15 protein-coding genes are annotated in these 19,482 nt (G+C 34.4%); all 15 read right to left on the reverse strand.

Annotation, left to right across the window (positions count from 1 at the left end; all coding sequences use genetic code 11):
- Window positions 1-5 precede the first annotated feature (5 nt).
- Window positions 6-788 carry a WxL domain-containing protein gene (locus CBF31_RS06615; RefSeq protein ID WP_126831596.1) on the reverse strand — a complete coding sequence of 261 codons (783 nt, stop codon included), beginning with the start codon at window positions 786-788 and terminating at the stop codon, window positions 6-8.
- A complete protein-coding gene (locus tag CBF31_RS06620; protein ID WP_126831597.1) occupies window positions 788-1,231 on the reverse strand; it encodes an LPXTG cell wall anchor domain-containing protein in 444 nt (147 codons plus the stop codon). The genes CBF31_RS06615 and CBF31_RS06620 overlap by 1 nt, the downstream gene beginning before the upstream one ends.
- Window positions 1,231-5,226, reverse strand: a complete 3,996-nt coding sequence (locus tag CBF31_RS06625; RefSeq protein ID WP_126831598.1) for an L-type lectin-domain containing protein — start codon at window positions 5,224-5,226, stop codon at window positions 1,231-1,233. Before CBF31_RS06625 ends, CBF31_RS06620 begins: the two co-directional genes overlap by 1 nt.
- Window positions 5,227-6,030: 804 nt before the next feature.
- Complete coding sequence (locus tag CBF31_RS06630) at window positions 6,031-6,699, reverse strand: aquaporin (protein ID WP_126831599.1); 669 nt, start codon at window positions 6,697-6,699, stop codon at window positions 6,031-6,033.
- Window positions 6,700-6,825: 126 nt separating this feature from the next.
- A complete protein-coding gene (locus CBF31_RS06635; RefSeq protein ID WP_126831600.1) occupies window positions 6,826-7,842 on the reverse strand; it encodes a WxLIP family cell surface protein in 1,017 nt (338 codons plus the stop codon).
- Window positions 7,843-7,908: 66 nt separating this feature from the next.
- Window positions 7,909-8,709, reverse strand: a complete 801-nt coding sequence (locus CBF31_RS06640; protein WP_126831601.1) for a WxL domain-containing protein — start codon at window positions 8,707-8,709, stop codon at window positions 7,909-7,911.
- Between the two features lie 27 nt (window positions 8,710-8,736).
- Entirely contained in the window at window positions 8,737-9,498 is a 762-nt protein-coding gene (locus CBF31_RS06645; protein ID WP_126831602.1) for a WxL domain-containing protein, read from the reverse strand.
- Between the two features lie 26 nt (window positions 9,499-9,524).
- On the reverse strand, window positions 9,525-10,319 hold the full coding sequence (locus tag CBF31_RS06650) for a WxL domain-containing protein (protein ID WP_126831603.1): 795 nt from the start codon (window positions 10,317-10,319) through the stop codon (window positions 9,525-9,527).
- Between the two features lies 1 nt (window position 10,320).
- Complete coding sequence (locus CBF31_RS06655) at window positions 10,321-10,641, reverse strand: LPXTG cell wall anchor domain-containing protein (protein WP_126831604.1); 321 nt, start codon at window positions 10,639-10,641, stop codon at window positions 10,321-10,323.
- The gene (locus tag CBF31_RS06660; protein ID WP_126831605.1) at window positions 10,638-14,453 is read right to left on the reverse strand and encodes a lectin-like domain-containing protein; all 3,816 of its coding nucleotides are present in this window, start codon (window positions 14,451-14,453) and stop codon (window positions 10,638-10,640) included. The genes CBF31_RS06655 and CBF31_RS06660 overlap by 4 nt, the downstream gene beginning before the upstream one ends.
- 494 nt (window positions 14,454-14,947) lie before the next feature.
- Entirely contained in the window at window positions 14,948-15,829 is an 882-nt protein-coding gene (gene rbsU, locus CBF31_RS06665) for a ribose/proton symporter RbsU (RefSeq protein ID WP_126831606.1), read from the reverse strand.
- Window positions 15,830-15,904: 75 nt separating this feature from the next.
- Window positions 15,905-16,300, reverse strand: coding sequence for a D-ribose pyranase (gene rbsD / locus CBF31_RS06670; RefSeq protein ID WP_126831607.1), 396 nt, complete (start codon window positions 16,298-16,300; stop codon window positions 15,905-15,907).
- Between the two features lie 25 nt (window positions 16,301-16,325).
- Window positions 16,326-17,231, reverse strand: a complete 906-nt coding sequence (gene rbsK / locus CBF31_RS06675) for a ribokinase (protein ID WP_126831608.1) — start codon at window positions 17,229-17,231, stop codon at window positions 16,326-16,328.
- A 216-nt stretch (window positions 17,232-17,447) separates the two neighbouring features.
- Window positions 17,448-18,443: a ribose utilization transcriptional repressor RbsR gene (gene rbsR / locus CBF31_RS06680; protein WP_126831609.1), complete on the reverse strand. Its 996-nt coding sequence runs from the start codon at window positions 18,441-18,443 to the stop codon at window positions 17,448-17,450.
- 84 nt (window positions 18,444-18,527) lie between these two features.
- A complete protein-coding gene (locus tag CBF31_RS06685) occupies window positions 18,528-19,478 on the reverse strand; it encodes a sugar-binding transcriptional regulator (RefSeq protein ID WP_211330825.1) in 951 nt (316 codons plus the stop codon).
- Window positions 19,479-19,482: the final 4 nt, after the last annotated feature.

Raw genomic sequence — 19,482 nt, forward strand, 5'->3', positions numbered from 1 at the left:
TAGTATTAAACTGCTGGAGTTGCTGAAGCAGCGAATGTTGGAGTTCCAGCTAAGTTCCAAGTTAATGTTGAATTGTAATCAGTTGCTGATACTTTAGTCATATCTTTAGCTGAAAGATTTAATTTAACATTTGAGTTAACTTTGTTTTCGCCATCTTGTGCTAATGAAGCATTTTTACCGAATTTAGCAGTCCATACGCCTTCACCAGCTTTTTCAGCTGCAGTCATTACTGCTACTGATGTTTGAGGGAAGTTGATTGTTTGGCTAGCTTCTGTAGTAGCAACACCTTCTGAATCACCAAAAGCAGTTACTTCTGATAAACTAATTGAAGCATCTTCTAATTTAGAACCATCTTCAGCAGCAAACTCACTTGTTGTTAATGATAAGTTCCATCCTTTATGTGTTCCACGGTTATCTTGTACTTGAACAAAGTGAGCTACGTCATTACCTTTGTCATCTTTAATTTGGCTAATTGCTGGTACTTGAACATCACCAGATTTGATTGCAACTTCACCAAATTCGAAGTTTGGAGCAAAGTTAATCATTAATGGAGCTTTTTCTGATGGAGTTTCTCCACCGCCTTCACCAGGGTTACCAGGATCAATAACTCCACCACCCTCAGGATCAGTTGGCTTTTCAGGTTTTTCTCCTGGATCTGTATCTTGTACGAATTTAACGTGAGCATTTGTATCTAATTTATCTGGAGCAGTGTTTGCTGCTGATGCTACAACGCCTCCAACCATTGTTGATGCTAATACTGCTACTGTTAATAAGTTAATTTTTTTCATTATTTTGCACGTCCTTCATTTTTTTTATTTTTAAATTTAAATGCGATGGTAAACATTGCACCTATTGTTACTAAACTTCCTAATAATACATATAAACCCGAATTCTGAGTTTCACCAGTTTGAGGTAATTTACCATTCCCTGTTGACCCTGACCCATTACCGCCACCCGGGTAAGCTCCATTTGGATAGTTGTTTGATCCGTTACCAGATCCGCCACCTAACCAACCATTACCAGACCCGCCACCAGTGTTTCCACCACTGCCGTTTCCTTCACCGTTTCCACCGTTTTCTCCATTATTACTACCTGGATTTGGGTTTTCACCATGGAATCTCACACCTGTTTTAGTATCGACTGTAGAAACGACAGTCGTGGCAGCCTCGACTGAGGCTGTTGTCATAAGGAACATTGACAACAAACTAACAAACATTACTTTTCTTTTCATTATTTGTCAGCTCCTTTCTTTGCAGAAAGTTTATCAGTGATTTTACTTAATGTATCATTCTGAGGTTTAATGTTCCAAGTGATTTCTGAAGTATATTCCATATCTGGATTACCCCATGTATGACTTGAAGCTCCAACTTTAGTCTCAAGGTGTTGATCTTCACTTGATTTACCTAATGATAATTCTAGTGATTTCTCGTCACCTGTTTTGATTGTTTGTTCTGAACTATTTAAATCCATTTGAACAGAGCCATCTTTATTTAAGACAACTAAGCTAAGTGGTAACTCTCCAGCTCTTGTGTTGTTCTTATCTGTGAATGGGCTATTTTTAACTGATAATTCCCACCCTTTTTCAGAAGTACGACCGTCTTTAATCGTCACTTTCATGTCTGTTTCTGGTTTCAATTGAGTTTCTTTTGACTGTAATTTACCTTTATAAGATAAGTCACCTTCAACTTCCATCTCTAAATCGCCATCAATAACATTAACGTAAACTAATTTGTCATCTGTCGTGTAGATTGGATTTTCTTCTGCTCTTCCACTTTTACGGATTTTATCCGCTTCTTTTTTAGTTAAAAACTTAACCTTATATTTTAGTGGTGTGAATGGTTTACCAGATTTTGCTAATCTAGATTCTCCACCTTCTTCGCCACCCTCTTCAGGTACTAATTGATATTCTAAGTGCAAGTTAACTGGATATCTTCCTGGAGTATGTTTCATATCAGTGTAATCTGGTTGGATATACTCAGAAATATCTGATTCTGTTAAATCTTCTTCACGGTAGATACCTTGCCAATTACCAGCTTCTTCTAAAACTGGTGTTAATTCTTCTTCTGGTAATAAAGCTTCTTTAGAAGGGTCTTTAACTTCACCAGTCATTACTGTGAATTCATCATCCGCACGTAATTCAATACGATCTTTTGGATCTACAACGTATAACTCTGTTGCGATTGTTTCATTAACATTACCTGATGGATCTTCTAAATGAACTTTAACTTTATGAGGTGCTCCGTTTGTTAACGTTTGAATATTTTTACGGAATAATTCTTCATCTACTAATTCAACTTTGATATCTTCAGGATTAACTGTTGGATTCGTATCTTCAATGTCAGTTACGAATAACATAGGGTCAACCTCTAAAGACTCAGCTTCTGTTTTAGTTCGTTTGAATGTTGTTACAGGAGCTTCTTTAGTCCCTGTAGGTGCTGTTTTATCCAATACTTCTTTAGATGCTACAGAAATGATCTCTTGTTTATCATTTGCAGCTGGAACTAATTTCGCACGGATACGGTTTGAAGCGGTAAATGTTTTACCATTGGTTTGTGTGAATGTAAATGAACGCGTATCACCTTTACCTGATACAGGAACTACTTCACCTTCAACTGCGTCATCACCTGTTAAGACAACTTCCATCTTAGTATCTTTATATGGGTCTTGGATATTAGAGATAGAACCTATAACCATGTCGTTGTTACCATCGATTGGGCTATCTGTTAACGTGTTAGTAATCACCATATCAGCCTTCATCGGTGTTTGTTTAATTGTGTACTGTAACGTATCACTTAGGAAACTATCATTTTTACCAAAGTAACGAACTTTCTCTTTTACTAGTAAGTCCACATCGGTTGGGTCAATATCCACTTTGAAGCGAGTCATTACTTTCGTAGGACCTTCAAGTGAAATAGTTTTATCTAATTTAGCTGTAATATCATTTTTAGTACGAACGATTTCGTCTGGATTATCATCATCTAATTTCGTCCAAGTTTTACCTTCATCAAATGATACTTCATATGAATTATTTACATACTGACCATACGGTGTAATTGTAGAAATGATTTCTGGGTTTAACCAACTTTGCTTACCTGAAATATATTCTACTGAAGTTTGATAAGTAACTTGTTGTCCAGCATCTACATCTGGAATTTTAGTTTTATCGCCATCTTTGTAGATTGATTGGCCTTCTTCATCTAAAATATCTTCTTCATGTTTAACATTGATTAAATCAGGAATTTGTTTAAACACAACTGCTTGTGTTGATGCTTTTTTACCTGTTGCTGCTGTAAAGCCCCAACGGATATTTTTAACATCAGATTTTGGATCGATTCCTAACGCTTGGAAATCTAGAGCTCTAACAGTTTTAATCTTTTTACCGTCAAAGGTCAATTCCATCGTTCCCATGTCCTTCATATCTTCATGTTTACTTGGCGCTAAATATTTCACTGTAAAGTCATGCCACTTACCATTCGCAAGGTTTTGTTTAGACCCATCGAATAATGATTGTGAATAGAACATAGTGTCATGGTTAATTACAGGATAATTTTTAAACCAACTTGAATATGACATGATTGGTAGAGCATCTGTTTTCTTCTTATTGTAGTAGAAGTTACCATCGTTAAGTAACCCTTCACGCGGAGAAAGCTTATTAGGGTCTGTATTGGCTGGAATTTGTTCTAGCCCTATCCATCCACCTTTATAACCAGCTGGTGATTTCATGTAAGGCGTATCTGGATAGAAATCTAATTGATAACCAGGAAGCATTCCTTTACCTGCCGGATTATCATAAGCTGGATAAGTTGCCGCAATATGTTGTTTAGCCGAACGGTTATAATAAGTTTTATAACCTGTACGAACGATTGGGAAAGGTATTAATCCACCAGTCCATCCATTTTTTTGTCCAACTTTCATACGAGGCATTCTTTTATCAAGTGTTCCTCTATTTGTATGAGTATCGAACTCTACGGCGAAACTATTTTGAATAGATTCTTTCTTGAAGACATTAGTTGTATGAGCAGGATCGCCATAAACACCTAATGAAGCGCCACCTTTACCGATAGCTTTAGTACCTTGAACTGAATCATTTTGTAAAACGAAGGCCATACCATCTGCTGCATCAGCTTCATTTCCACCTAGGTATAGACTCATTTCAGCTTCAAAATCATGCTCTAAATCAATTTTCATTGGATCTGTTGACCAGATTGAACTTACTTGATCTTTACCTTTGTTTTTTTCACTATCAGTCATAACCACGATATCAGTATTCGTTACTTTCTCTTTAGTAACGTAAGCATTACCTTGGATATCTTCTGTAGCAAAGATTTGATCTAATGCAAGACCGCGTGGTGCTTTACTGATAATATCTTCTGTTGGTTGTTCTGGAGTTTTTTTGAAAGTTTCTGGAGCATAAGACTCAAGGTCTTTCGCTTCATCTTTATCTCCATTTTTTGTTAATTCTTTAAGGCCCGCTTCCGTTAGAACACCATCAACGATGAAGTCATCCGGGTCAGCACTTAATTCTTTATCTTTAGAAGGTTTATCTTTAGATTCTTTATCCTTAGATGGTTTTTCTTTAGAAGAATTTTCTTCTTTTTCAGTTGTTTGAGATGCTTCTTTATTACTAGAAGTTTCTTTTTCTTCTGATTTTGAAGATTCCTCCTTAGTTCCTTCTGTTTCTACAGACTCTTCTGATTTAGCTTCACTTTCAGTTTCTTTACTTTCTGATGAGCTTTCTGAAGACTTAGCTGCAGTTTCTTCTGTTTGGCTTGATGATACTTCTTTCTCATTTTTACCTTCAGAAGTAACTGTTTCTTTTTTCTCTGTATCACTTGTAGGTAATTCATTTGGAATTTCTAACTTTTCTTTAGCTTCTTTAGTATAGGCAACATCAATCAATTTAATTAATTTCGGATGCTCTTTATCCAAAGCTTTAGTTAAGTCAGTGAACTTCTCTGAAAATTTAGAAAACTCTTTTTTATCTTTGATAGAAATTTCTTCTAAGATATTTTTAGCTTTTACTGCATCTTCTTTAAGTTCTTTTTTCGTTTCTTTTAGTTCGCTTAGGTAGTCTAACGTGAATAACATGTACTCTCTACGTTCGCTATCTTTAAAGTTCTCTAACATATTTTCATGTTCAGCTGAACCTACATAGCCTACTGCAACAGAACTGATTGGTGAACCTAACATAACACCTAATGACATTAAACAAATAAATTTCTTCATTTTTTGCTCCTTTCTTAACTTTTTCATACAACTTCTCACTATACATTAGGTCCGTTTAATGAACTGATATCCAAAAAGATTCAACTTTCGTTATTAAACGATCGTTATATGAATAAAATAACAATATTAAACTCATAAGACATCTTTACTCACACTTCTTACTGCTTAATTATGAGTATTTATTGAATATCTTGCGTCCCCAAACACATATTAAACTTTCCGTAAATCATTGTAGCACGTTTAAAAATCGCGGTCTATCCGTTTTTTACTTTTTTTTACAAATTCGATAATTATACTATAACGAATTCCTTTATTTTATTTTAATTTTTAAAAATATTGTTAATTTTTTCAAAAAAAAAACAACTTTTTAACCCCCTTTTATAAAAAACAAAGCTCTTTCTTGTTCATTTATCATGACAAAAAAAACAAAATGAAATAAATTGTACATTAATGTTTTTCGATATTTTTTTGGGGAAAGTAGCTAAAAATCAAAAACCGACTATAAGTTTTTTTTTACTTTATAAATAAAAACTCTATCGAAAAGCCTTTAAATTCAACGTTCATTCCATTTTTTTTAAAAAAACTAAAAAAAAACTGGAAAATAAAACTCGTATTTCACAGATACGACCTTAAAATTCCCTTTAGATATCCTTGCTGTATCAGTATATTTTTTTAGACACATATAAAGATTATATAACTGAATTTAATTTGAACAAAAATAGTGAAATGAAGAGAATTATTGAATTTAAACCTTATAAGAAATAAAAAAAAGCATCAAGCTTTCGCTTGATGCTTTTCTATTCCTTATGCTTCTTCTGAAGATAAGACAAATTTACCAACTAATGCAGCTAAAGCAGCTCCAACCATAGGTGCTAAGATAAATACCCATAATTGTGTTAAAGCTTCACCACCAGCAAATAAAGCCGGTCCAATACTACGAGCTGGGTTAACAGATGTTCCAGTCATTGGAATACCTAATAAGTGAATTAGAATTAATGTAAAACCAATAACAAGACCTTCCATTTTGTTGATACCATGTTTACCAGTAACCGTTACGATAACTAATACAAATACAAATGTTAAAATAACTTCAGCGATGAATGAACCTAAACCACCTAATGTTCCAAATGAATTTTGACCCATATTAGTTGTTTCAATACTTGATGCTGATAAGAAATAGAATAATGTTGCAGATCCTAAAATAGCACCTACCACTTGGCTTACCATGTAAACCAATCCTTCTTTAATATCCATACGTTTGTTAACGATCATTGATAATGTTACAGCTGGGTTAATGTGACATCCTGACACAACACCAATAGTGTATGCCATCGCAACGATTGATAAACCGAATGCAACTGATACGCCTAAAATCCCAACACCATCAGCACCTCCACCTAAAACTGCAGTTCCTGTACCGAATAAAACTAAAACAAATGTACCAATAATTTCAGCAATAATTTTTTTTGCCATACTATCTCTCCTCTCTTGTTCATTTATAGATTGTAAAACAAACAAAGATGTAATTGCAATTAGTTTTTCATATTTTCAGAAAATTCTCATTTAATATCGTTTTCAATACCTATATATCCTCTAAATTTAATTTAATTTACTTTTATCATTATTTTTTTGTTTTTTCATCCAGAAATAGCCAATTGTCATAACTAAAATAATAAATAGTAAAATACTTCCACCTAGTATATAGCCTAAATATGAGTTTTCTTCTGTCACATGAATAGCTGAATCATTCATGTCTTTTGCTTCTTTTTTTGATATCTCAAAGCTCTTATCCCACTTCCACAAGCCATATGGTGTATCGAATGAGAATTTTGCAGTATAGGTCCCAGACACTACATTGTTATCCCCCCACTGCATTTGATAAGGTAAATATGAATTAGGAGCAATACTCATCTCTTCCTTACTCTGAGAAGCAATTTTCTTATCCCCTTTAAATAAATCAAGCTTAAAAATACCTCGTGATAAAATATTTTGTTCTGTATTTTCTAGCTTTATTTGTAAATAATTTCGTTTATTTTCTTGTATATTTCTTAACGATATAAACTCTAAATTCGGCTTAATTTGTTCGTCACTTTCAGTAAGCATAAGGGGAACAGTATAAGAAAAACGATTTTTAAACATTTTTCCTTTTTCACTATCTGACACAGCATTCAATACATAAATTGCCCCTAATTTAATCCCTTTAAACTCTTTTTTCGGCGCTTTCAAAGAAAAAATAATTTCCTTAGTTTCATCGGGATTTAGCTCGATTGATTTCTCTTTTGTTGTCACTAACTTAGAAATAGGATTAATCATACTTTCTGGCAATTCAACCTCATCTTCTCCATAAGCAATGACTCCCTCCGGCGTTGTATAGGCATCGTTAATAAAAATATCTGCAGATGTTTTATTTTTTGAGCCATTTTTTACTTTAATTTTCAAATTATAATTTTCATTCGGTATTACTTTTAAATTAAAAGAAGAGGTATCTTTTTTATCAATAGAATTCTTATGCGGTTCAACTTGAACGGATAGGCTATTACCTTCAGCAAAGCCATGGTTCGGCATAGACACCATAGCTCCCATTACAAGGATTAAATATATAATCTTTTTTTTCATTTCTATGTCACTCCTTATTAATAATGAAAGGCAGAAGGTTTTCACCTTCTGCCTTTCATTCTATTACTATGCTGGTGTTGCTGCTTTTGCAAATGATGTTCCACCTGTAAGGTTCCATGTTAATGTTGATGTATAATCAGACGCCGCAACTTTAATACTATCAGCTGCTGGAATTTCTAATGTCACACCGCTATTTGATTGCGTTGACTGAATATCTTCCTTACCAAATACCATTGACCATGTTCCGCCACCTTTTTGAGCATCTGCGGTCATGATTTCTTGACCTTTTTTATTAAATTCAATTTTCTCAACTGCTGTAACTGGTGCAAAACTTTCTAAACCTTCACTGTTAGAAATAATACGTTTATCATTCACCTTAATATAAGTCGCATCTAGATTTTCTTCACCTGATGTTAAGGCTGTTGTATCTAGACTAAGTGTCCAACCTTTTTGTCCTCCACGTACATCTGTTACTTGTACATATGATGTATAGTTAACTGCATCATCTTCAGACTTGATAACACTTTCGTTCTCTAGTGACATTGCGCCAACTTTAATTTCATGATCCCCAAAGTCAAAGTTAGGAGCTAAGTTAATCATAAGTGGTCCTGAAGTTTCAGGTGTATTTCCTCCTGGATTAGGAACAATAACTTCTGGCTTTTCATTTTCACCTTCTCCACCACCGCCGCCTGGAGGTGTTGGTTTTTCATTTTCACCACCACCTTCTCCGCCGCCATTACCTGGATGAAACTTAACATGACCTTCTGTATCTAATTTTGTAGGTGAAATATTAGCCGCTCCTGCTACTAATGCCCCTGTCATTGATCCTAAAATTGTTGCTATTACTAATACATTAATTTTTTTCATATCTATTTCCCCTTTTTAGTTAGTTAATTATGCTTTAGGTGTTGCTGATAAAACGTCTTCTGGTGCCCCTACTAAATTCCATGTAATTGTTGATGTATATTCTCCAACAGAAGCTTTAACTGCATCTGCACCTGTTAAATTTAATTTAACATCGTTGTTTAGCTCTTCTGTTTGAGTACTGTTTTTACCCATAATTCCAGACCATACGCCTTCTCCAGCTTCTGCTCCTGCTAACATAACATCTGTTTGGTTCCCGTCAAATTTAATTTCATTAAACATGCTTGTTGGCGCAGCTGCCATATTTCCTTCTTCACCTTTTACATTGAAGCTACTAATTTGAATTGAACTTCCACCATCTAAAATGCTATCACCATTTTCTAAAGCTGTTGCAGTTGCTGATAATGACCAGCCAGTATGTGTTCCACGTACATCTTTTACTTGCACAAAGTGCGTTACTTTTCCAGATTCGTTTTCAATAATGTTTTTTGCTGCTACTTCTTTCGCTTTAGCATCTAATTTAACTGTACCGAAATCAAAATTAGGAGCATATGTAATCATTAAATCAGAAGTCGTTTCCGGTGTTTCTCCACCAGGTCCTGGTTCAATTTCCCCACCGCCACCTGGTGGTGTTGGTTTCTCTGTATTTTCTCCTCCTGTTTCAACTTTTTCAAATTCAACTTTCGCTGTTGTATCCAATTTATTTGGTTCTTTATTAGCTGCTGATGCAACTACGCCACCTACCATTGTTGATGCTAAAACTGCTAATGTTACTAAATTAATTTTTTTCATTGTTAATTCCTCCTATTTTATAATTTTTAAACTGCTGGTGTTGCTGCGTCTGATGCTGTTGTATTTCCTGTTAAGTTCCATGTTAATGTTGCTGTATAATCAACTGCTGAAACTTTTGCCATATCTTTAGCTGAAATATTTAATTGAACGTCTGGATTAACTGTTATACCTTCATTTGTTGTTAATGTTGCAGCTGATCCGAAGTTAGCTGCCCAAGAACCTTCTCCAGCTTTTGCAGCAGCAGTCATTACTGTAACATCTGTTTGTGGGAAATTAATTGTTTGAGTTGATTCCACATTAGCTTGTCCTTCTGATTCTCCTTTAGCCGTCACATTAGTTAAGCTTATTGATGCATCATCTAATGTTGTCGCATCTTCTCCCTCAGTACTCTTAAAATCAGTTGTTGTTAATGATAAATTCCAACCTTCATGTGTTCCGCGGTTATCTAATACTTCTGCAAAATGAGCAACATCTTTACCGTCTACATCTTTGATTTGACTTTCAGCTGGAACAGCAATTGTTTTAGCTTGGATTTTCACTTCACCAAATTCAAAATTAGGAGCAAAGTTAATCATTAGTGGTGCTTTTTCTGACGGTTGATTTCCTCCCGGTCCTGGTTCGATTTCACCGCCACCCTCTGGTCCTTTAGGAGGTTCTACTGTTCCACCGCCCTCTCCGCCATTATCATCTTGAATAAATTTTACATGTGTTATTGTATCTAAATCTTGTGGTCCTTTACCTGGTTCTGCTGCTGAAACTGCAACACCACCTAAAATAGTTGATACTAATGTAGTTACTGCTAAAAATTGAATTTTTTTCATATTATGACACGTCCTTATTTTTTTTATTAAAATAGTAAGCTATTATTCCGCTCACTAAAATCAAACTACCACTTATTTTATAGACAAATGACGTCTTCACTTCTCCTGTTTGAGGCAAAGTTCCTTTATGGTTTAAACCTTCTAGTTTGCCTTTATGCGGTGTATCACCAACATCTTGCCCTAATTTATTTGGATTTTCTCCATGGAATCTAACTCCTGTTTTAGTGTCCACAGTTGAAACGACTGTGGTTGCTGCTTGTGAAGCTGTTCCTAACAAACAACACAGCAATACTAAACTAACCATTATTCGTCTCATTATCATGAAAGGTTAGCCCCTTTCTTTACAGAAAGTTTTTCTACGACAGTAGTCAACACTTTATCTTCTGGTCTGATATTCCATGTTAATTCTGAGGTAAACGTATCATTGGCGGTTGCCCAAGAATGACTTGATGCTCCTACAGCTGTTTCTAAACGTTGCTCATTTTCTTCTCCCTTACCTAAAGGAAGTTCTAATTCTTTTTCATCACCTGTTTTAATGGTTTGTTCTGATGTCGTAAGATTGGAAAGGGCATTCCCTTCCTTATCGACTAATAATAGATTTAAAGGTAGCTCATCTTTTAGTTTTGTTTCATTTTCCAAAAATTTACTATTTTTAACAGTTAATTCCCACCCCTTTTGAATATAACGATCGTCCTTAACAGATAAATTAAATTCATTTAGTGGTTTTAGTTGTTCTGCTTTTGATTGTAGTAAGCCTTTGTACGATAATTCTCCTTCAACACCTAAACTTAGTTCACCATCAATTACATGTACTTTGACCATTTTATTCTTTTTATACACTGTTTCCCCTTGCGCTCTAGCAAGTTCAGCTTCTTTAGGTTTCAAGAATTTCAGATGCATTCCCCATCTATTTCCATGACCAAGGCTATCTTCTTCTTCCTCTTCACCTTCTTGTGATTCTGTGTACTCTAATGTCAACATCACATCATATGAACCGGGTAAATAATCCAACTTATCATAATCCGGCTTTATAAATTCAGCTATTGAAGTTTCTGTTAAATCTTCTTCACGGAATATTGCATCCCAATGGCCTTCCTCAGTTAACACTTGCGTTATAACCGATTCATCAGGATTGAGTTGAATTTTTTCCGTATCACCAATGTCAGCACTTTTAACAGTTACTTCATCATCTGCTATAAGATCGACACGATCATCTTCATCCACAACCTTAAGGTCTGTTTCTATTGATTCATTTATATTTCCTGCAGGATCCTCTAACCTTAACTTAACTTTATAAGGTACGCCTTCTGATACTTTTTGCAAATCTTTTTTCAATTGTTTTTCATCCACAAAAGAAACAACGATATCATCTAACTTAACAATTGGATTGGTATCATCTAAGTCATTTACGAACATGTAGGGATCTAACTCGATTGCCTCAACTTCTTTAGACGTCCTTACAAATGTTGTAATTAAATCCTCAGCCTCACCGGTTGGTGCAGTTTTATCCATTACTTCTTTAGACGCTACAGATACAATCTCCTCTTTATCAGCTTTTTTAGGGACTAATTTTGCTCTAATTCTATTCGAAGCTGTAAAAGTTTTATCCTTTGATACAAACTCAAATAATTTCGAACCATCCTCTCCCTCAGTCACTTCTACGACTTTTCCATCCACAGCAGGATCTCCTGAAAGCTTAACTTCTAAAGGAAGATTTTGATAAGGCTCTTCAATATTTTTGATTTCACCTTTGACTTTTCGGTTACTTTCAACCTTATCCGAGTCTGTTAAATCACCTGTAATTATCATGTCCGCTTTCATCGTACTCGCTAATATTTTATATGCCAGCTTATCTCCCCAAAAACTGTCGTTACTTCCGTAATAACGTGTATTACCCGAAACTACTATATCTGTATCTGTAGGTTCTATATCAACCTTAAATCTAGATATTACTTTATCTGGACCTTCTGCTGTTATAGTTTTAGGTAGTTTAGCAATAAGCTGATAAGTAGATACAATTAAGTTTTTATCAGATAATTTAGTCCACGTTTTCCCATTATCGTATGATAATTCATAAGAATTTTTAACATAGGAGAAGTAATCAGACAATGGCGAAACAATAGAGGGATTTAACCATTGTTGTTTACCTGATACATATTTGACAGAATTTTTATACGTCAATTGTCCACCAGGAACCACTTCAGGTACCTTCGTTTTATCACCATCTGAATAGATAGACTGCCCTGAATCATCAAGAATATCTTCTTCATGCTCGATCTCTATTAAATCAGGAACCTGCTTGAAAACAACTGCCTGTGTCGAGCCTTTTTTCCCAGTTGCACCAGTAAATCCCCAACGTACTTCTTTTTTCTTCGAGCTACCTTCGATGTTTAAAGCATCTAAGTCTAAACGTCGGACTGTTTTTACAACTTTACCATCAAAGCTTAGCTCTAACATCCCTGCATCTTTTTTATCTGGATGCTTTTGGGGTGTTAAGTACTTCACTTTAAAGTCATGCCATTTACCATTTGATAAATTTTGCTTTGTTCCATCAAATAATGATTTAGAACTGAACATCACATCATGATTAATAATAGGGTATTTATTGAACCAACTTGTATAAGAAAAAAGTGGTCGTCTATCACTCTTAAATCTATTTGCAATCCAATTTCGTTCTCCTAACAAACCGTCTTTCTTATTCTTTTTTGTTGGATCACTATTCTTTGAGCTCCCTGCTGGATATTTCATTTTAGGAACATCTGGATAAAAATTTTGATCTTCCGTTGTTAACCCATTTTTCCTATCAAAAGCTGGGTACGTAGCACCTATATGTTGTTTACTTTGACGGTTATAGTAAGTTTTATATCCTGTAGACAATAGTCCACCTAGTATGTTCTTAGTTTCAATTTTATGTCTTGACACCCGTTTATCTAGCGTAGAGCCATTTTCATGTGTATCGAATTCTACAACAAAACTATTTTGTATAGACCCTTTTTTAAATTTTTCTAAGGTTGCATTAGGATTGCCATATACACCCAAACCAGCGCCACCGTGACCAATAGCCTTAGTCCCTTGAACATCATCATTTTGTAGAACAAAAGCCATGCCATCTCCTGCATCAGCACCATTTCCGCCTAGATATAAACTCATCTCTGCTTCAAAATCATTTTCTAAATCAATTTTCATCTTATCTGTTGCCCAGATTGCTCCAACTTGATTTTTCCCATTATTCTTTTCCTTATCCGTAATAAAAACGATATCTGTATCAGTATCTTTAACTTTTTCAATATAGGTGTCACCTTGTTTATCTTCTACAGCGAATATATCATCCAAAGCCAAACCTTTGGGTGCACTTTTTATTATTTCATCTGTGGGTTTCTCAGGTGTTTTTTTGAAAACTTCAGCTGAATATTCTTTTTCATCATTATCTCGGTCAATTACACCTTCAGTAGCTAAATCTTCGAGTCCTGCTTCTGTAAGCTCACCATCCAATAAAAAATCATCCTCATTGTCCGTGATTACAACTTTTTCTTCTGTAGGCGTTTCAGTTGACTGTTCAATCTCTTTCTCAACTTTTGAGGTCTCACCAGTGTCAGATATTTCTTCTGAAGGAAATATTTCTACAGGCTCTTCTGCTTCACTAAATTCAGAAGAGTGTGACTCACTGATATTAGGGCTTGTTGTCTCTTTCAAAACAGACTCTTTTAACTCTGTACTTGATAAAGCCAAACTTTCTTCTGTTTCTGTATGCCACGTTGATTTAGTTTCATCAGAGTGTTTTTGTTTGTCATATAACTGATTTAATGACTTTATCAAATAGGGATGTTCTTTAGTTAAACCTTCCATTAAAACTGAAAATTTTACAGAAAAACTCTCAAAATGTGCGTTATCATTAACTGATAACTGCTCCAAATTAAATTTAGCTTGTTGAACATACTCTTTTTGTTCATCAGTAATCTCTTTTAATTTCAGTAAATAATCTAACGTAAATACCATATAAGCCTTATGTTCTTTACTTCTCTCTTGATCTTCTACATCATGTTGCTTCTCTATGTTTACCGTTGTTACAGCTACAGCACTCAGAGGAGCACCCATTACAATCGCTACAGACATCAAACAAATAAATTTCTTCACTTCTTCACTCCTTTCTTAAAATAATTGTGACTATATTCAGTCTTGTCTGCTCAACGTGATTAAATAGAAATTCTGCTGCTAAAGCTTACTAATACAGCCTTTAGTATAGAACTGTTATAAGTCATTCATAAAAGAAATCTACTGTTCACTGAGCCAACATGCATCATTTTAGCATGTTTGTTATTTTAAAATATTTAAGAAACAGAACAATTTAGTCGAATAACATCCATTATCTTAGCTATTCTATTCGCTTTCTGACGATACAGTCTGAAAAAAAATACTGCTCCTGTTTTATAAAAGACATACAGATAAAATATGATTAATTACATCCTGTTATCTGGTTTTTTTCTTCCAATTTCCTCCTTTAGACTTTTTCTTTTTTTTGACCGGTTAAATTGAATAAAAAAATAAAAAAAATGATAGTGACATTAAATTCATACTCTTTTACCTGTTTTAATACAAAAAAAAGCACTCGATTTATCGAGTGCTTTTTCTTATATTAAAACAGTTACTGTTGCTGCGACAATAATTAAAACTAAACCTAACATTGTTACACGCATTTCTTTTGGTGTTTTCTTTTGACCTAAGAACCAAATACCTGTAAGTGTTGCTAGAATAACAGATGTTTGTGATAAGATAAATCCTGTTGCTAAACCATTCATATCTGGTTGTGCAGAAATTAAATATGTTAATGCTGCAAAAGCAAAGAAGAATCCTGAGAAAATATGTTTGTAAGAAACAGCTTCAGTGAAAGCTGATTTCTCTTTAGTTGATAAGAATGCTGCATAAATGACAGCTACTAATAACATACCTATTGCTTGTGGTAAGAATGATTGCATACCATCCAAGTTTGTTGCTTGAGGAGCTGCTGAGTATGCCCAGTAACCAATTTCCCCAATTGCTAAGTAAATAACTGCTTTCTTAAGAACAGATGCGTTTTCTTCACTTTTTTCTTCTGACCATACAGTTAGTGCTGCACCAATAACGATTAAGACTAATGCTAAACCACCAAGAACTTTAGCTGTTACACCAGGCCAGTTACCTAATGCAATAACGCCCCATAGTGATGCTCCTAATAATTGGAAAGCTGTTGTGATTGGCATCGCACGAGATGAACCGATCATACCGAATGATTTGAAGGTAATGATTTGAGCAGATGCCCAACCCACACCAGATAAAATAGCAAAAACTAAATCCATGCCACTCGCTAAACCAATACCTTTTACCATTGCAAAAATCAAAGCAAAGATAAATGTTCCTAATGTTGACCCTAAAATTTGGTTAACAGGTCTTCCACCAATTTTTGAAGCAATAGTTGGATATAAACCCCAACCTAATAGTGGCCCTAAGCCAATTAATAATGCTGTAACGTTCATTTGTGTCACTCCTATTTTTTTATTATAAGTCTCATTCTGTTGACGTGTTTCTTCTATAATATAGATTTAATTGATTTAGAAAACAACATTACTTTCTAACACAATATTTGCATATGGCGTTACTTCACCAGTTCTGATGAAGGCGTGACAATTATTTAAATCTTTTTTCATGTCTTCATGAGGATAAAAGACGATTTCTGTATCTGGTAATGTTTCCTTAATTTCAGCTAAAACTGTTGGGTTTGCTGTTTTGATTTCTTCTGCTAAGAAAATACGTTGTACTTCTAGTTCTTCTAAGACATTTTTTAAAACATCCATAAATGTCGGTAAACCATGAGTGACTGCTAAATCGATTTTTTCAACGTTCATTGGAACTGGCATACCAGCATCTCCAATACTTAATTTATCGAAATGACCCATTTGAGAGATAACGCGTGAAATATCTGAATTGATTACTTTTGTTTTTTTCATTTTAAATTTCCCCTTTATAAGTGATTTAAACTAATTCTTTTTTGAATGGAATAGACGGTTGTGCACCAAAACGTTGAACCGTTAATGATGATGCTTTGTTACCGTAAAGAATTGCTTCTTCTAAATTAGAGAAGTCTGGTTTTAAAATACTACTCATAGCACCGATGAATGTATCACCTGCTGCTGTTGTATCAACTGCTTTAACTTTGAAGGCTGGTACGATACCATTTTTTCCATTCACATCGAAGAAAGCACCTTTGCTACCAATTGTAATGATAACGGCTTCGATTCCTAAACCATGTAAATGATCAGCTGATTCTTTTAATGAGGCTTCATCAGTTACTTCAATTCCTGTTAAAATTTCTGTCTCTGTTTCATTAGGAATAATCATATCTGTTACTTTTAATAGTTCTTCTGGGACATTTTCTAGTGCTGGCGCTGGGTTAAGAATTGTTTTAACACCATTAGCACGCGCAATTTTGAAAGCTTCAATCGTACTATCGATCGCACTTTCAAATTGTGCAATAACGAAATCACTATTTTTAATTAAATCACTACTTTTTTCAACATGTTCTGGAGTAAATGTATTGTTAGCTCCTGAGTAAATCATGATACTGTTTTCACCGTGGTTATCTACCATGATAAAAGCTTGACCAGTTGATTCATTATCTAAAGGTGTAACACCTGTCATGTCAATTTCTTCTTGAGACATTAAATCTGTCATCATTGAACCCGCTCCATCGTTACCAACAGCACCGATAAAGAAAGTATTCGCATCTGAACGCTTAGCAGCTACCGCTTGGTTAGCTCCTTTTCCGCCACCAGCTGTGAAATGTTCAATAGCATGGATTGTTTCACCAGGTTTTGGCATGTCTTTCACTCGTAATGTTGTGTCTAGGTTAATACTCCCAATAATTGTAATCGTATTCATTTAAACCACTCCTTAGTATTTTTTTCTTTTAAATAAGTTAAGTATTCTTCTTGTTATTAAAACGTTTTAATTAGGTTGAAAAAAATATATAAAACGCTTTTATTTAAGGTTTAAAAAATTAAAACGTTTTAATTTCTTCCTAAAAATATATAAAACGCTTTTATTTATTATTAAAACGTTTTAATAGGACAATAAAAAGATAACACACAATGAAAGCTATTTCAAGTGTGTTGTTGAAAATCTTTTTATTAATTTTACAGGTAGTGTTTTTTCCACCCGTTCTTTATCCGGTGTTTCAATTCTCTCAAGTAAAATTTCTGCCGTCACTTTTCCCAATTCTACAATAGGTTGGGCAATTGTTGTCAGCTTAGGCGAAACATATTCGCACATATCTACATTATCATAACCAATAATACTATAATCGTCAGGTATACTTTTCCCTTTTTCACCTAAACCAAAATAAAGCCCGAAAGCTATCTCATCATTTATCGCAAAAATCCCCGTTACATCGGTCATTAGAATACGATCAACCGCCTCTCGACCACCTGATTTTGATAATTCAGTATCCACTACAACTAAATTAGTTTGATAAATAGAACGGAAACCTTCTAAACGATTTTTAATGTTAGCTGTTGCTCTAACAGGCATCACAACTGCTACTTTTTCATGCCCTAACTCTTTAAGATGTGTCGCAGCTAACTGACCACCTAAAAAATCATCGGTAAAAACAGCATCTGATAGTCCTTCCGCTTTCTTCTGATCAAGTACGATAAATGGTAAGTTTTTCATCTCTAAATTTTCTCTAATAGCCTTGTTTGAAATAGCCGAACTCGCAATAATAAAACCATCAACACCACGTCTACTCAATTCTTCTAAATACTCATTTTCTTTTTCTTCATCTAAATCAGCATTACACAACATGGTAATAAAATTTTTATCATACAAGACACTTTCAATCCCCCTAATCAAATTAGAAAAGAATGGATTAGTAATATCTGGTACTAATACACCAATTGTTTTACTTTTTTTACCAATCATACTTTGGGCAAAATAATTAGGTTTATAATTTAATTCATCTCTAGATGCCATTACTTTTTTCACTGTATCAGGATTAAAGCTGCTTTCTTTACCATTTAAAATCTGAGAAACTGTCGCAATCGACATTCCAGAATGTTTGGCCACATCTTTAATTGTTATTTTTTTCTTCGTCATTTCTGTTCTCCTTATGGTAAAGCTACCCTATTCTATCAAACTTTTGATTACAACTTGTTAAGTCTCCACACTTAACACCTAACATTACAAACGTTTCACCAAATCTGTTGCTGTATGTATATCTGTCACTAGCGTATTAGCAAACCCTCCTACAAGCGCTGCATGTATGGGAGCTACTTTGTGTTTGCCACCCGCTACTAAAATAGTATCAGCTTTATCTTTTAACTCTGATAATTCAATCCCTATTGTTCTATTATTAATTTCTTCATTCGCAATACTACCATCTGCTGTAATAAAGCGGGATAAAATATCTCCAACAGCTGTTGATTGAATCGCGGTCACTTCTTCTTCATCAAAATAATTCAACTGAAACAACATCGCGTTATTTTCCACACTTCCTACTGTAAAGACTGCAATATTCGCTTTTCGTCCTTCATCCATCAAATACTTAATATGGCTTTCACTCATCACTAACTCTTTTGTTTCCTGTTGTTCAAAAATAACAGGTAAAGGCAAAATTTCAGACTTCGCATGAAAGGCTTGAGTAAATAGACTCATCACTTCATGAGAATAATTAGTGATAGAGGCATGTGATTCCCCACCTTTTAATTGGACAATTTTAGTGTTCTCTATAGGTTGTTCCTTCAATTCTTTTGCCACAGCATACATCGTCTTACCAAAACCAACCCCAATAATCGCATCATTTATCGCTATTTCTTGTATATACTCCGCAGCTTTTTGTCCAATATTTTGAAGAATATTTCCCTCATTTGTCGAATGACTATAGGCAATCACTACTTTTTTTAAACCATACTTTTCTTTTAATTGCTCTTCTAATTGTTTGGAGTCATCATAAGGGTCAATAATGTTAATCTGAACATATCCTTCGTCTTTAGAAAACTGTAATAAACGCGAAACAGTCGGTCTTGATAATGACATTTCTTTCGCTATTTCACTTTGATCTAAATTACTCTGGTAATAATATTTAGCTACTTGAACCGCTTGTTGTATTTTCTTTTTAGATGCGTTCGTCAAACGA

The organism is Vagococcus fessus (assembly GCF_003987565.1).
Taxonomy (GTDB): domain Bacteria; phylum Bacillota; class Bacilli; order Lactobacillales; family Vagococcaceae; genus Vagococcus_D; species Vagococcus_D fessus.

What these genes read in the sequence shown, in the direction of transcription:
- CBF31_RS06640 (WP_126831601.1), bottom strand. Translation starts at nt 8,709, where the DNA reads ATGAAAAAAATTAATGTATTAGTAATAGCAACAATTTTAGGATCAATG.
- rbsU (WP_126831606.1), bottom strand. Translation starts at nt 15,829, where the DNA reads ATGAACGTTACAGCATTATTAATTGGCTTAGGGCCACTATTAGGTTGG.
- rbsD (WP_126831607.1), bottom strand. Translation starts at nt 16,300, where the DNA reads ATGAAAAAAACAAAAGTAATCAATTCAGATATTTCACGCGTTATCTCT.
- CBF31_RS06620 (WP_126831597.1), bottom strand. Translation starts at nt 1,231, where the DNA reads ATGAAAAGAAAAGTAATGTTTGTTAGTTTGTTGTCAATGTTCCTTATG.
- rbsR (WP_126831609.1), bottom strand. Translation starts at nt 18,443, where the DNA reads ATGACGAAGAAAAAAATAACAATTAAAGATGTGGCCAAACATTCTGGA.
- CBF31_RS06635 (WP_126831600.1), bottom strand. Translation starts at nt 7,842, where the DNA reads ATGAAAAAAAAGATTATATATTTAATCCTTGTAATGGGAGCTATGGTG.
- CBF31_RS06645 (WP_126831602.1), bottom strand. Translation starts at nt 9,498, where the DNA reads ATGAAAAAAATTAATTTAGTAACATTAGCAGTTTTAGCATCAACAATG.
- CBF31_RS06650 (WP_126831603.1), bottom strand. Translation starts at nt 10,319, where the DNA reads ATGAAAAAAATTCAATTTTTAGCAGTAACTACATTAGTATCAACTATT.
- rbsK (WP_126831608.1), bottom strand. Translation starts at nt 17,231, where the DNA reads ATGAATACGATTACAATTATTGGGAGTATTAACCTAGACACAACATTA.
- CBF31_RS06630 (WP_126831599.1), bottom strand. Translation starts at nt 6,699, where the DNA reads ATGGCAAAAAAAATTATTGCTGAAATTATTGGTACATTTGTTTTAGTT.
- CBF31_RS06625 (WP_126831598.1), bottom strand. Translation starts at nt 5,226, where the DNA reads ATGAAGAAATTTATTTGTTTAATGTCATTAGGTGTTATGTTAGGTTCA.
- CBF31_RS06655 (WP_126831604.1), bottom strand. Translation starts at nt 10,641, where the DNA reads ATGATAATGAGACGAATAATGGTTAGTTTAGTATTGCTGTGTTGTTTG.
- CBF31_RS06615 (WP_126831596.1), bottom strand. Translation starts at nt 788, where the DNA reads ATGAAAAAAATTAACTTATTAACAGTAGCAGTATTAGCATCAACAATG.